Source organism: Pseudomonas gingeri (assembly GCF_013386165.1).
Taxonomy (GTDB): Bacteria; Pseudomonadota; Gammaproteobacteria; order Pseudomonadales; family Pseudomonadaceae; genus Aquipseudomonas; species Aquipseudomonas gingeri_C.
In genome coordinates, this window is sequence record NZ_JACAOS010000021.1 from 512908 (window position 1) to 525644 (window position 12737).

Sequence of the window (12737 nt, forward strand, 5' to 3'; positions counted from 1 at the left end):
AAAGACTGGCTGACTCACTTGATGCTTACGCACATGTACTTCAGCTCGATGTAGTCGTCGATCCCGTACTTCGAACCCTCACGGCCCAGCCCCGACTGCTTGATACCGCCGAAAGGCGCAACCTCGGTCGAAATCAGCCCTTCGTTGACCCCAACCATGCCGTACTCCAATGCTTCGCTGACGCGCCAGGCACGGCCCAGGTCGCGGGTGTACAGGTAGGACGCCAGCCCAAACTCGGTGTCATTGGCCATGGCGATGGCTTCTTCTTCGGTTTCGAAACGGAAGATCGGCGCCAGCGGGCCAAACGTCTCATCGCGTGCGACCAGCATGTCGGAGGTGACATCACCCAGCACAGTGGGTTGGAAGAAGTGGCCGCCCAGCGCGTGAGGTTGCCCACCGGTCAGCAGCGTGGCGCCTTTATTGAGTGCGTCGCGGATGTGTTCCTCGACCTTTTCTACGGCGTTGGCGTTGATCAGCGGCCCTTGTTGGGCGCCTTCGGTGGCCGCATCGGCGACCTTCAGCGCCTGCACCGCCTTGACCAGTTTTGCGCTGAACGCGTCGTAGACGCTGTTTTGCACCAGCAACCGGTTGGTGCACACGCAGGTCTGCCCGGTATTACGGAATTTCGAGCCGATGGCGCCTTCGACGGCGGCGTCCAGATCGGCGTCTTCAAAGACGATGAACGGCGCGTTGCCACCTAGCTCCAGGCTGACTTTTTTGATGGTTTCGGCGCATTGGGCCATCAGCAACTTGCCAATACCGGTAGAACCGGTGAACGACAGCTTCTGTACCAGTGGGTTACCGGTCAGCTCGGCGCCAATTTCGCGCGAGCTCTTGCCCGGTACGATGTTCAGTACGCCTGCCGGAATGCCTGCGCGCTCGCCCAGTTCTGCCAGCGCCAGCGCGGACAACGGCGTTTCCGAGGCCGGCTTCAGGACCACCGTGCAACCCGCTGCCAAGGCAGGGCCCACCTTGCGCGTGATCATGGCATTGGGGAAATTCCACGGTGTGATGGCCGCGACCACGCCAATTGCCTGCTTGATCACCACCAGACGACGGCCCGCTTTGTCGTGGGGGATGACATCGCCATAGACGCGCTTGGCTTCTTCAGCGAACCACTCGATGAAGCTTGCGCCGTAAGCGATTTCACCGCGGCTTTCGGCCAGCGGTTTGCCTTGCTCCCAGCTCAGCAGGCGGGCCAGGTCTTCTTGGTTGGCCATGATCAGGTCGAACCATTTACGCAGAACGGTGCTACGTTCTTTCGCGGTTTTGCCACGCCAAGCGGGCAGGGCGGTGTGTGCCGCTGCGATGGCACGGGCTGTTTCAGCCTGGCCCATGGAGCTGACTTCGGCGATGACCTCACCGTTCGCCGGGTTGGTAACGTTGAAGCGGGCATGGTTATCCGCCTCCGCCCATTGGCCGTTGATGTAGCCTTGTTCACGCAGCAGTTTCAGGTCGTTGAGTTTCATTGTTTTTCTCAGTCTCAGTACACGCCGCCGGCAGTGGTGTTGACCACCGCGGTGTCTTTGAATTTGCCGGCCAGGCTCTGTAGGCCGCGCATCAGCACGGTGGTGTCGACGCCGACGGCGACGAATGCTGCGCCCAGTTCGATGTAGCGTCGGGCGAGCTTTTCGTCGGCGCTTAGAATTCCGGCTGCCTTACCTGCTTTTTGGATGCGTGCGATGGCATCCTCGATGGCGGCTTGCACCTCTGGATGGCCAGGGTTGCCGCGATAGCCCATTGAGGCGCTCAGGTCGGCGGGGCCGATGAATACGCCGTCGACCCCCTCGACAGCGGCAATGGCGTCCAGGTTCTCAAGCCCTTCGCGGTTCTCGATCTGCACCAAGAGGCACATTTGCGCGTCGGCCTGATCCAGGTAACCGGGGATGCTGTTCCAGCGTGACGCGCGGGCCAAGGCACTGCCGACGCCACGCACACCGCTTGGCGGGTAGTGAATGGCGCGCACTAGTTGGCGTGCCTGTTCGGCGGTTTCGACCATGGGCACCAGCAGCGTTTGCACGCCGATATCGAGCACTTGCTTGATCAGTGCCGTGTCGCCGATCACCGGGCGAATCACCGGCTGGCTGGCGTAAGGAGCGACGGCCTGGAGTTGACCGAGCATCCCGCGCAAGTCATTGGGCGCATGTTCGCCATCAATCAATAGCCAGTCGAAACCGGCGTTGGCCGCCAGCTCTGCGCAGTAGGCGTTGGCCAGGCCCAGCCACAGGCCGATCTGCGGCTCGCCGCTTTGCAGGCGTTGCTTGAAGGTGTTGATAGGCATGTTCACAGAGACGTCCTCCGGTCAGACGAAACGGCAGGAAATGGAACCGAGCATGTCGTAGTCGACATGGAAGGTGTCACCAGGATTGGCGGCGACAGGTCGGGTGAACGAGCCGCCCAGGATGATTTGCCCCGGTTGCAGGGTGACGTCGTACGCCGCGAGTTTGTTGGCCAGCCACGCCACGCCTTTGGCCGGGTGATTGAGCACGGCGGCAGAGACACCGGACTCCTCGATCACGCCGTTGCGATAGAGCACCGCCGGGACTTTGCGCAGGTCGATTTCAGTGGGGCGTACGGCACGCCCACCCATCACCACGCCAGCGTTGGCCGCGTTGTCGGAGATGGTGTCGAACACCTTGCGCGTGGCCTTGGTCTGCGGGTCCACCTGTTGAATACGGGCGTCAATGATCTCCAGCGCCGGGATCACCCACTCGGTTGCATCAAGTACATCGAACACGGTTACGTTCGGACCTTTGAGCGGCTTGCCGAGGATGAACGCCAGTTCGACTTCGACACGCGGAACGATGAAACGGTTAAACGGAATGTCTGTGCCATCATCGAAAAACATGTCATCGAGCAGCGCACCGAAGTCGGGCTCGGTGATGTTCGAGGAGACCTGCATGGCGCGTGAGGTCAGGCCGATCTTGTGGCCGACCAGCTTGCGGCCGTCCTTGATTTTCTGCGCGACCCAGGCGCGCTGAATGGCGTAGGCGTCCTCGATGGTGATGTTGGGGTGATCAAGGGAGAACTGACGCACCTGTTCACGGGAGCGTTCTGCGTTGTCCAGTTGTGCGGCAGCTTGAAGGATCTGGCTTGAGTCGAACATGGTCGGGATCTCTTATTGAGGATTAACGAGGGCGGCCTGGGTGCGCAGCACCAGAAAGCCGCCGAGTGCGATAAACAGGGCGAGGGCATAGAGCGCCAGGCTGGCGCTGTGCGTGGTGTCACGCATCCAGCCGATCAGATAAGGCGCCAGGAAAGACGCAATACTGCCCAGTGAGCTGATCAGGGCGATGCCCCAGGCTTGCGTGGATCGGGATAGAAACGCCGGTGGCAGCTGCCAGAACATAGGGAGGGCGGCACTGGCGCCCATCCCCGCAATGATCAGGCCGCTAAGCACCACGGTTGCGTTGCTCGGTGCGACACCTGCCAAGGCGATACCCATGGCCGACATCAGCAGTGGTATACACAGGTGCCAGCGCCGTTCGCGCTGGCGATCCGAGGAGCGACCGCAACCGATCATGAACAGGCAGCCGGCCAGGTAAGGAATCGCGCTCAGCAATCCGACCTTGCCGTCACTGCCAATGCCGGCGGCGTGAATCAGCGTGGGCATCCAGAACGCCAGGGTGTTCACGGCCAGCATCACTGCGCAGTACACCGCCACCAGCAGCCAGAACCGAGGGTCTTTGAGGATGCCGGCGTATGAGTGCTGGGGCTTGCGTTGTTCTTCCTGGCCAAATTGATCGCGCAGGTGTTGTTTCTGAGAACCGGACAGCCAGTTCACGGTTTCAAAGCTTTCGGGCAGCCACCTCAGGACGACCAGCCCCAGGAGCATCACAGGGATCCCCTCCATCAGGAACATCCACTGCCAGCCGCGCAGTCCACCGACCTGGTGCAGCAGTTCAAGGATGCCGCCAGACAAGGGCCCACCGATCACACCCGCCATCGGCACCGCAATGGCGAACAACGCGGTGATCTGCCCCCGCCGCCGGGCCGGATACCAGCGGTTGAGGAACACCAGAATGCCTGGAAAGAACCCGGCCTCTGCAACGCCGAGCAGAAAGCGCAGGGTGTAGAAGCCCCCGGCGCTGTCGACCCAGAGCATGGCGGTCGAAAGGGCTCCCCAGACCAGCATCAACGTCGCGATCCACCGGCGTGGCCCGACGCGCTCCAGCGCCATGTTGCTGGGCACGCCGAACAGCGCGTAGGCGATGAAAAACAGCCCGGCGCCGAAGCCGTAAACAGTGTCACTGAACTGCAGGTCTGCGCTCATCTGCACCTTGGCAAAACCGATGTTGATGCGGTCCAGGTGGGCGAACAGGTAACAGATCAACAGCAGCGGCATCAGCCGCCAAGTGATGAGGTGGTGAGTGTGGTCGCGTGCGACCCCTTCGGTGTGCGTGGCGGTGCTGGCTGTGCTCATGGTTTTGTACTTTTTTTAATGAGATAAGCGCATGGAGAAGCAGGGGCGTTGAGGCGCCCCAGCGTCAAACGGTCTTGTTGAATAGCGGATGCAGCGTGCTGCGTTTGCCGTCGTAAACCTGACTATGGCTTTCGTCGATCTGCAGAGTGATGCCTACCGGGCGCTGCTCCAGAACGGCGTCCAGGTGGGCGCGCAGCGTCGCCAGCAAGCTGTCGCCCACCGCCTTGTGCACCGCAGCACTGCGGCCGCTGCCCATGCGCAGGTTGGCGTAGAGAAAACCGTAGTTGCCCTGACCATCGGCCACCGCGCTGTGGGTCGCGGGGAACGCCAGAACGCGTGTGCCACCGGTGGGGAACACCGCTTTGCCTGCCTCGTCACGTTGTTCGAGCATGGTGTCGGCCAAGGCGCGGCACAGGCCCGAGAGATCGGCTTGCTGTTCCAGATCGGGGGTGTAAAGCAGTACCAAATGAGGCATGTCAGTCATTCCATGTGGTGTGCCTTCACCGCCTGAGGCGAGTGCTGCCGCATGGGCAGTATTCACCCCAGACAGGGAGTGCAGGCGCTTGAATCAAAGCCGGGAAGTGGATGCAACCGCCGCTGGATTGGCGGCCTGTGAACTCGGAATGTTTGCGCCGCTTTGTGGTGTAACCGGAAACACGGCGTTGATCTGGCCGGTGCCCGATGAGCCGAAATAAGGCGTCAACACCTCAGCTTTGCCGTCGTAGTCACTCCAGCCCAGCGCGCCAAGCAACATGGCGGTGTCATGCATAAAACCTTCGCCGTGACCCTTGGAGGCGTATTCGGGAAGCATGCCGCAGAACTCGGCCCACTCGGCGTTCTCCCACATGTTCACCACGCGGTGGTCCAGGGTTTCCAGGAACGGGCTCCACACCTTGGTGGCGAAGTCCGGCGCCTGGCCGTTCTGGGCAAAACGGTGCGACAGCGAGCCGCTGGCCAAAAACGCCACGGTGCCGTCGTAGTGATCTTCCACGGCTTTGCGCATAGCCCAGCCCAGGCGAGCGCTGTCTGCCAGAAAGTGCGAGGTGCACAGGGCCGAGACCGAGATCACCTTGAACTCCTGATCCTTGTTCATGTAGCGCATCGGCACCAGGGTGCCGTACTCAGGCCCCAAGGTGGTCTTGTGATGTGCCATGGTTTCAACGTTGAAACGGTTGCACTCTTCGGCCAACAGCAGCCCCAGCTCGGTGTTGCCAGGGAACTCATAAGGCATGTTGCTGATGAAGTGCGGCAGCTCGTTGCTGGTGTAAACGCCCTCGAAATGAGGCCCGCACAGCACGTGATAGTTGGCGTTGACCAACCAGTGGGTGTCGAACACCACAATGGTGTCTACTCCCAGCTCGCGGCAGCGCCGGGCGATTTCGTAATGCCCGTCGATCGCGGCTTGACGAAAGCCATGGCGCGGCCCCGGTAGCTCGGAGAGGTACATGGAAGGAACGTGCGTGATCTTGGCGGCTAATGCCAGCTTGCCCATGATGAGGCTCCTTTCTTGTTGTGCGTGGCGTTCGCGCCGCAGAGGTGGCGCGAACGATGATTCGGTTACACGCCCCAGCGCGGGATGTGGTGGCTGCCCATGGAAATACAGACGTTCTTGATCTCGGCGAAGACTTCAAAGCTGTACTGACCGCCTTCGCGACCGGTGCCCGAGCCCTTCACACCGCCGAATGGTTGACGCAGGTCACGCACGTTCTGACTGTTGATGAACACCATGCCGGCCTCGATGCCACGGGCCAGGCGATGCGCCTTGCCGATGTCCTGGGTCCAGATGTACGACGCCAGGCCGTATTCGGTTTCGTTGGCCAGCTTGAGCGCTTCGGCTTCGTCTTTGAACGGGATCAGGCAGACCACCGGACCAAAGATTTCTTCTTGGGCGATGCGCATGTTGTTGTTCACGTCAGCGAACACGGTCGGCTGAATGAACTGGCCGCGGCTCAGGTGGGCCGGCAGGTTGGCCGGACGCTCAAGGCCACCGGCGAGGAGAGTGGCGCCTTCTTCCAGACCGATCTTGATGTAGCCTGTGACCTTGTCGTAGTGGGCCTGTGTGATCATCGAGCCGACTTGGGTTTTCGGGTCTTGCGGGTCGCCTACGATCAGGCGTTTGGCGCGAGCGGCGAACTCGGCAACGAACTGCGGGTAGACGCTTTCCTGAATGAAAATCCGGCTGCCGGCCGTGCAGCGTTCGCCGTTCAACGAGAAGATGGTGAACAGGGCGGCATCCAGTGCGCGCTCAAGGTCGGCGTCTTCAAAGATCAGCACCGGTGACTTGCCACCCAGCTCCATCGAGTATTTTTTCAGGCCCGCGGTCTGCATGATTTTCTTGCCGGTGGCCGTGCCGCCGGTGAACGAAATAGCACGCACGTCAGGGTGACGGACCAGCGCATCGCCAGCGGTCGCGCCATAGCCCTGAATCACGTTGAGTACGCCGTTGGGAATACCGGCTTCAACTGCCAGACGGCCCAACTCGTTGGCAGTCAATGGCGACAGTTCCGACATCTTCAGCACAGCGGTGTTACCCAGCGCCAGACACGGTGCTGTTTTCCAGGTCGCAGTCATGAACGGCACGTTCCACGGCGACACCAGGCCACAGACACCCACCGGTTGGTACAGGGTGTAGTTGAGCATCTGGTCATCGACCGGGTAGCTGTGGCCGTCCATGCGCGTGCAGACTTCGGCGAAGAAATCGAAGTTGTGCGAGGCACGCGGGATCAGTACGTTTTTGGTCTGGTGGATCGGCAGGCCGGTGTCCATGGTTTCCAGCTCGGCCAGACGCGGCACGTTCTGCTCAATCAGCTCACCGAGTTTGCGCATCAACTTGGCGCGCTGTGCGGCCGGGGTGTTGGCCCACTTCGGGAAAGCTTCCTTGGCGGCGGCAACGGCCTGCGCGACTTCTGCGGCGCCGCCGCTGGCGACTTCGCCGATAGGCTCGCCGGTGGCCGGGTTGTAGTTGACGAATACGTCTTTGCTTTCGACTTCTCGACCGTTAATCCAGTGCTTGATCATGGTGTTTACGCCTCTTGCTCTGCGAGTTTTTGTTCTTAAATTTCTTTGTTCTTGAAGAAAGCAGCTTCACTGACGATGCGGTTGACCAGACGGCCAACGCCCTCGACCTCGACGATCACTTCGTCACCCGGGACCACGTCGGCCAGGCCTTCTGGGGTGCCAGTGGCGATCATGTCGCCCGGTTGCAGGGTCATGAAGCTGGACAGGTATTCGATCAGGTAGGGGATGTCGAAAATCATGTCCTTGGTCGAGCCTTCCTGACGCAGCTCGCCGTTGATCCAAGTGCGCAGGGTCAGGTTGGAGACGTCCGGCACATCGGCCACATCGACGATCCACGGGCCGACTGGCGTGGTGGCGTCACGGTTTTTTACCCGCAGGTTGGGCCGGTAGTAGTTTTCCAGGTAGTCGCGGATCGCGTAGTCGTTGCACACGGTGTAGCCGGCCAGGTATTCCAGCGCATCTTCGCGTTTGACGTTGCGGGCCGGCTTGCCGATGACCGCGACCAGTTCGCACTCGTAGTGCATGTAGGCAACGTTGTCGGGGCGCCAGGTGACTTGGTTGTGACCGGTGTAGGTGCCGGCCGACTTGACGAACGCCAACGGCTCGGTGGGTGGCGCGAAGGCCAGCTCTTTGGCGTGGTCGGCATAGTTCAGACCCAACGCGAACATGTTGCCGGTGGCCGGTGGCAGCCACTCGACCTCAGACGCTTGCAACTGCCTGCCATCGGCCAGGCGCAGGCTGTTGTCGTCTTCGACGGTGGCGGCGTGAACCTGACCTTCATAACGGATACGTGCGTGTTTCATGGTGGGCTCCTCTTACTCGGCCACGATGTGGTTGACGAGGCGGCCCAGGCCGCTGATTTCAACTTCGACCTTGTCGCCAGGTTTTACATCGACGCGGCCCTCAGGCGTGCCGGTGATCAATACGTCGCCTTCGTGCAGCGTCATGAACTCGCTGATCTCGCTGATCAACTGCGCAACATTGCGCACGAAATGCGCGGTGCTGTTCTGCTGACGCAGTTCACCGTTGACCCAAAGCTTCAGCGACAGGTCGTTCGGATTGGCGACTTGGTCACGCGGAACCAGTTCCGGGCCGATGGCGCAGAAGCCATCGCGGCATTTGGCTTTTACGGCAGGGCGGTAGTAGCTGTCTTCCGGCAGGCTGAACTCGTTGACGATGGTGTAGCCGGCGACATACGCCAAGGCATCGGCTTCACTGACACGGCTGGCACTTTTGCCAATGACCACGGCCAGTGCCGGGCCAGGTTGCAGGCGCAGATCGCCGCCAGGGTGAGTCACTGCCTGGTCATGACCGTTACGGGTGTTGGGCGTCTTGATAAACAACACCGGTTTGACAGGTGGCTGCTTGTACGGGGCTTCATGGAACTGAGCGAGGTGCTCGTCCACCAGACCCTGATAGTTCAACGCAACGCCGAGCAAGGTTCCGGTCGCAACGTCATGCAATGCATGGCTCATGCATTTCTCCTGGCAGTGGCGAGGCAAAGGACGCCTCGCAATAATTGTTAATGTGTTAACGTTATATTTAATATGTTAACGATCGTCAAGAGCAGAGGACAACCTTTGATGGAGAAAAACCGGCGACAGGTGCACCATGGGCGCACTGAGCAAGACCAAAAAAACAAGAAAGAGCAGGTACCGATGACCGAGCGCCATCCCATCCCCAACATCAACATTGGTCAGGTCTATGACCAGCGTTATAGCGACAGCGAAGTCCATTACGACAGGCTGGGTAATCTGGCGGGGTTCTTTGGGCGCAACATGCCGGTCCACAGGCACGACCGTTTCTTTCAGGTGCACTACGTCAAGAGCGGCACGGTGCGGGTTTATCTGGACGACCAGCAGTACGTGGAGGCGGGCCCCATGTTCTTTCTCACGCCGCCGACAATCCCTCATTCGTTTGTCACGGAAGCTGATGCGGACGGCCATGTGCTCACGGTGCGTCAGCAGGTGGTCTGGCAATTGATCGAAAGCGATCCGAGCCTGGCACCGGGCCCGCAGCTGGCTGCGGCGTGTGTATCGCTGGAGCGGCTGGCACCCGAATATCAGGGCGAGGCCCGGCGTTTGGCGTTTATGTTTGAAGAGCTGCGGGCCGAAATGGACAGCACGGCGCCAGGCTTCGATGCGGCGCAGTTGAGTCTGACGCGGCTGATCATGCTCAGCCTGCTGCGCCTGTGCGCAAACTCGCTGGAGTCCACGCCGGCGCGGCATGAAGACTTGCAGATTTTCCACCGTTTCAACGAACTGATCGAGGCGCACTACCTCGAACATTGGGCCCTTGGGCTTTACGCCAATGCCATGGGTGTGACTGAGGCAAGGCTCAATGACGTGTGCCGACGAATCGCCGATTTGCCGTCCAAGCGCCTTGTACTTGAGCGGGTCATGCAGGAGGCCAAGCGACTGCTGTTGTTCACCGGCAGCTCGGTCAATGAGATCTGTTACCAGCTCGGTTTCAAGGACCCTGGCTACTTTAGCCGTTTCTTTGTCCGCTATGCGCAAGTGACGCCTGGCGAATACCGGCAGCGGCAATCGGGAACGCGTTGACGTTTGCATGGGCGGCCTGCTTGCTGTGATCAGGCCTCAATAGTGCAAATTCGGGGTGGGCGACAACATACCTTTTACGAGGGATCGATTGTACTTTTCATGGGCAGGCGTTTCGTTGTCTTGCGTCATAACACTAATATGTTAACGTTATTTTTATTTTCTTGCCCGCACTGTTCTCATGTCGATAAGAAACCGCTCAGAACGCTTGATCGTGTTGCTCGCTGCTTTGGTTGCCTTTGCGCCACTGTCTATAGACACTTATCTGCCTAGCCTCGGGCAGATCGCACAAAATCTGGGCTCAAGTGCAGCTCAGGTACAGATGACCATCAGCGTTTTCCTTCTTGGGCTGTGCCTGGGCATGCTGGTGTATGGACCGCTGTCAGACCGGTTCGGACGACGTCCGGTTTTGTTGGCAGGCATCGCCCTTTATTTGCTTGCGAGCATCGGTTGCGCGACGGCTTCCAGCATCGACCAATTAATCTTTTGGCGTTTTGTCCAAGCATTGGGCGGGGCTGCGGTATCCGTTCTGGCCCGGCCTATCGTACGTGACGTGTTCGCCGTCAACGATGCGGCGCGGGTGCTGTCGCTGATGCACCTGGTAACGCTGGTCGCACCGCTCGCGGGCGGCGCGCCGCTGTCAGCAATCGTGTGTTGTGTGATCGCATTCGTAAGCGTTACGGGCTTGTTGGGTGCAAACAGTGTTGCCAGCCTTCTGGCACTCTTCCCGCAGCAAGCAGGTGCTGCGGCGGGGCTGGCGGTTCCGGCTCAGTTTGCGTTGGGGGCGGCCTTCAGTACCGTGATCGGATTCTATGTAGACGGCACGCCAGTGCCGATGTGTGTGGCGATGGCGATCGCGGGGCTCGGCAGTTGCGCGGCCTACCTGATGGTGTGCCTGGCTCGTGGCCGGAAAGCGACGTCGATGGGTGAAAAAGCCTAGGACGGTCAGTCGGCGGCTTGCACGTCACGGCGGCCAACCTTAAGCTGCCGGATCATTCATTGCTGCGCGCATTCCATGGCCGACCCAAGACCCTCTCTGACCCTGACCCTGCTGCAGGCGCGTGAAGCTGCGATGGCGTTCTTTCGCCCAGGGCTCAACCAGCATGATTTAACCGAACAGCAATGGCGGGTCGTCCGTATTTTGCGCCAGCAAGGCGAGCTGGAAAGTCATCAACTGGCCAGTCAGGCATGCATCCTCAAACCCAGCATGAGCGGAGTGCTCAAGCGTCTGGAGCGTGATGGACTGGTGGTCCGTCGTAAATCCACCGAGGACCAGCGCCGCATCTTTCTCAGCCTGACGCTGCAAGGCCATCAATGCTTTCTGTCGATGAGTGAGGGGATGGAGCGCGGCTATCAAGACATCCAGAGGAAGTTCGGCGAGCAGAACTTGCAGGCGTTGCTCGCATTGCTCGAAGATCTGAAGAAAATCAAACCTTAGTATTCGAGCCGCACGGGCATTGCTTTGAGACTGCATGTTGATTTCGACGCTGAGCATGTCTTGCTTCGAAGATGGTACTGGCACTCGCGATTGCACCAAAACGCCGAATCAACGAAAAAAAAGCCAACTATTTGGCTGTAAAAAGCCCACGTAATCACGGGCTTCTTTACAGAGATACTGCGATTAGGTCAGCTGTGTCGAGGGTAGTCGGTGTACCCATCCTCGCCACCAGCATACAGTCGCTGGTTGTTCAGTTCGTTGAGCGGCGTTTGATTTTTGATTCGCTCCACCAGGTCAGGGTTGGCCAGGAAGTAGCGGCCGAACGCGATCAGTGGGACTTTATGACTTTTTACCAAAGCTGCGGCCTGACTTACGTCCAAGCCACCATTCGCGATCAACGGGCCGTCGAAATTTCCTGAAAGGATCGCCAATATTTTCTCTAGGTCAGGAGCGCCAGACCAGCCATTTACGTCAGCAATATGGATGTAGCTGACCCCTTTTTCCTGGAGCATTCGACCGACGTAGGCATAGGTGTCAGCGGTGAAGTCGTCCAGCGCGCTGTTATAAGTCGTGAAGGGTGAAATCCGGACACCGATCCGCGATACGGGAACTACCTCAGCAACCGCGTCCACGATGTCTTGGAGAAAGCGCGCGCGATTTTCGATCGAGCCACCGTATTCGTCTTCTCGGCGATTGACATGTGCCGAAAGAAATTGATGGGGAAGATACCCATTGGCTGCATGGATTTCGACGCCGTCGAAGCCTGCATCAATAGCGTTTTTTGCAGCTGTTCGATATTCGGCAACAGTGCTCCGAACCTCATCCAGCGTCATTGCTCGGGAGGGGGTCGCGCTGATGCGAACGTAGTTGTCGTTTTGCAGAAGCGCCCAAACGTGAACGGTATCCACGTCATCATTGAAGCCTGAAGGCGACAACGGTGCCGCCCAATTCAGAGTGCCCATAGCGCCAGCGCGACCACCGTGCCAAAGCTGCGCGAAAATCCTCCCGCCTGCGTCGTGCACAGCTGAGGTGACAGGTCGCCAACCTTCAATCTGATCAGCAGTAAATAGTCCTGGAGCACGTTCGAAAGGGTTCGACAGGGGGCTTACGTTGGTGGCCTCGGAAATCAATAGGCCTGCTGTTGCTCGTTGTGCGTAGTACTCGGCCATCATCGGAGTGGGAACGCCATCCGCCGTGGCACGTGCACGGGTCAGAGGTGCCATGACGAGCCGGTTGGGAAGCTCCAGATCTCCAAGGCGAAAGGAGTCGAGTAGTGTAGTCATCAGCTTATATCCAAAGG

General features: G+C 59.6%; 13 protein-coding genes. 3 read left to right on the forward strand and 10 right to left on the reverse strand.

Going from position 1 to position 12737, the window contains the following annotated elements; all coding sequences use genetic code 11:
• Window positions 1-14: 14 nt before the first annotated feature.
• From HX866_RS27475 to HX866_RS27515, 9 genes are all read right to left on the reverse strand, one after another.
• Window positions 15-1469: an NAD-dependent succinate-semialdehyde dehydrogenase gene (locus HX866_RS27475; RefSeq protein WP_177100942.1), complete on the reverse strand. Its 1455-nt coding sequence runs from the start codon at window positions 1467-1469 to the stop codon at window positions 15-17.
• 14 nt (window positions 1470-1483) lie between these two features.
• Window positions 1484-2281 carry a 4-hydroxy-2-oxoheptanedioate aldolase gene (gene hpaI / locus HX866_RS27480; protein WP_218177361.1) on the reverse strand — a complete coding sequence of 266 codons (798 nt, stop codon included), beginning with the start codon at window positions 2279-2281 and terminating at the stop codon, window positions 1484-1486.
• Window positions 2282-2302: 21 nt separating this feature from the next.
• Entirely contained in the window at window positions 2303-3106 is an 804-nt protein-coding gene (gene hpaH / locus HX866_RS27485) for a 2-oxo-hept-4-ene-1,7-dioate hydratase (protein WP_177140808.1), read from the reverse strand.
• Window positions 3107-3118: 12 nt separating this feature from the next.
• The gene (locus tag HX866_RS27490; protein WP_177140809.1) at window positions 3119-4423 is read right to left on the reverse strand and encodes an MFS transporter; all 1305 of its coding nucleotides are present in this window, start codon (window positions 4421-4423) and stop codon (window positions 3119-3121) included.
• A 64-nt stretch (window positions 4424-4487) separates the two neighbouring features.
• Window positions 4488-4898 carry a 5-carboxymethyl-2-hydroxymuconate isomerase gene (locus HX866_RS27495; protein WP_177140810.1) on the reverse strand — a complete coding sequence of 137 codons (411 nt, stop codon included), beginning with the start codon at window positions 4896-4898 and terminating at the stop codon, window positions 4488-4490.
• Between the two features lie 93 nt (window positions 4899-4991).
• Entirely contained in the window at window positions 4992-5915 is a 924-nt protein-coding gene (hpaD, locus tag HX866_RS27500; protein WP_177140811.1) for a 3,4-dihydroxyphenylacetate 2,3-dioxygenase, read from the reverse strand.
• 65 nt (window positions 5916-5980) lie between these two features.
• Window positions 5981-7441, reverse strand: a complete 1461-nt coding sequence (gene hpaE / locus HX866_RS27505; protein WP_177100953.1) for a 5-carboxymethyl-2-hydroxymuconate semialdehyde dehydrogenase — start codon at window positions 7439-7441, stop codon at window positions 5981-5983.
• 35 nt (window positions 7442-7476) lie between these two features.
• Complete coding sequence (locus HX866_RS27510) at window positions 7477-8244, reverse strand: fumarylacetoacetate hydrolase family protein (protein WP_177100955.1); 768 nt, start codon at window positions 8242-8244, stop codon at window positions 7477-7479.
• A 12-nt stretch (window positions 8245-8256) separates the two neighbouring features.
• Window positions 8257-8916 carry a fumarylacetoacetate hydrolase family protein gene (locus tag HX866_RS27515; protein ID WP_177100957.1) on the reverse strand — a complete coding sequence of 220 codons (660 nt, stop codon included), beginning with the start codon at window positions 8914-8916 and terminating at the stop codon, window positions 8257-8259.
• Between the two features lie 183 nt (window positions 8917-9099).
• Here HX866_RS27515 and hpaA point away from each other — a divergent pair, with 183 nt between their 5' ends.
• The 3 genes from hpaA (at window position 9100) to hpaR (ending at window position 11437) form a co-directional block, all read left to right on the forward strand.
• Window positions 9100-10002 (forward strand): 4-hydroxyphenylacetate catabolism regulatory protein HpaA, encoded by a 903-nt coding sequence (gene hpaA / locus HX866_RS27520; protein ID WP_177100959.1) that lies wholly within the window; start codon window positions 9100-9102, stop codon window positions 10000-10002.
• A gap of 178 nt (window positions 10003-10180) precedes the next feature.
• Window positions 10181-10939, forward strand: coding sequence for an MFS transporter (locus HX866_RS27525; RefSeq protein WP_177100961.1), 759 nt, complete (start codon window positions 10181-10183; stop codon window positions 10937-10939).
• A gap of 75 nt (window positions 10940-11014) precedes the next feature.
• A complete protein-coding gene (gene hpaR / locus HX866_RS27530) occupies window positions 11015-11437 on the forward strand; it encodes a homoprotocatechuate degradation operon regulator HpaR (RefSeq protein WP_177100963.1) in 423 nt (140 codons plus the stop codon).
• A 188-nt stretch (window positions 11438-11625) separates the two neighbouring features.
• Here the strand turns inward: hpaR and HX866_RS27535 are convergent, their stop codons facing one another.
• The gene (locus HX866_RS27535; protein WP_177100965.1) at window positions 11626-12720 is read right to left on the reverse strand and encodes an alkene reductase; all 1095 of its coding nucleotides are present in this window, start codon (window positions 12718-12720) and stop codon (window positions 11626-11628) included.
• Between the last annotated feature and the right edge of the window lie 17 nt (window positions 12721-12737).

What these genes read in the sequence shown, in the direction of transcription:
- HX866_RS27535 (WP_177100965.1), bottom strand. Translation starts at nt 12,720, where the DNA reads ATGACTACACTACTCGACTCCTTTCGCCTTGGAGATCTGGAGCTTCCC.
- hpaH (WP_177140808.1), bottom strand. Translation starts at nt 3,106, where the DNA reads ATGTTCGACTCAAGCCAGATCCTTCAAGCTGCCGCACAACTGGACAAC.
- HX866_RS27495 (WP_177140810.1), bottom strand. Translation starts at nt 4,898, where the DNA reads ATGCCTCATTTGGTACTGCTTTACACCCCCGATCTGGAACAGCAAGCC.
- HX866_RS27475 (WP_177100942.1), bottom strand. Translation starts at nt 1,469, where the DNA reads ATGAAACTCAACGACCTGAAACTGCTGCGTGAACAAGGCTACATCAAC.
- hpaR (WP_177100963.1), top strand. Translation starts at nt 11,015, where the DNA reads ATGGCCGACCCAAGACCCTCTCTGACCCTGACCCTGCTGCAGGCGCGT.
- HX866_RS27515 (WP_177100957.1), bottom strand. Translation starts at nt 8,916, where the DNA reads ATGAGCCATGCATTGCATGACGTTGCGACCGGAACCTTGCTCGGCGTT.
- hpaI (WP_218177361.1), bottom strand. Translation starts at nt 2,281, where the DNA reads ATGCCTATCAACACCTTCAAGCAACGCCTGCAAAGCGGCGAGCCGCAG.
- hpaE (WP_177100953.1), bottom strand. Translation starts at nt 7,441, where the DNA reads ATGATCAAGCACTGGATTAACGGTCGAGAAGTCGAAAGCAAAGACGTA.
- HX866_RS27490 (WP_177140809.1), bottom strand. Translation starts at nt 4,423, where the DNA reads ATGAGCACAGCCAGCACCGCCACGCACACCGAAGGGGTCGCACGCGAC.
- HX866_RS27510 (WP_177100955.1), bottom strand. Translation starts at nt 8,244, where the DNA reads ATGAAACACGCACGTATCCGTTATGAAGGTCAGGTTCACGCCGCCACC.
- HX866_RS27525 (WP_177100961.1), top strand. Translation starts at nt 10,181, where the DNA reads ATGTCGATAAGAAACCGCTCAGAACGCTTGATCGTGTTGCTCGCTGCT.
- hpaD (WP_177140811.1), bottom strand. Translation starts at nt 5,915, where the DNA reads ATGGGCAAGCTGGCATTAGCCGCCAAGATCACGCACGTTCCTTCCATG.
- hpaA (WP_177100959.1), top strand. Translation starts at nt 9,100, where the DNA reads ATGACCGAGCGCCATCCCATCCCCAACATCAACATTGGTCAGGTCTAT.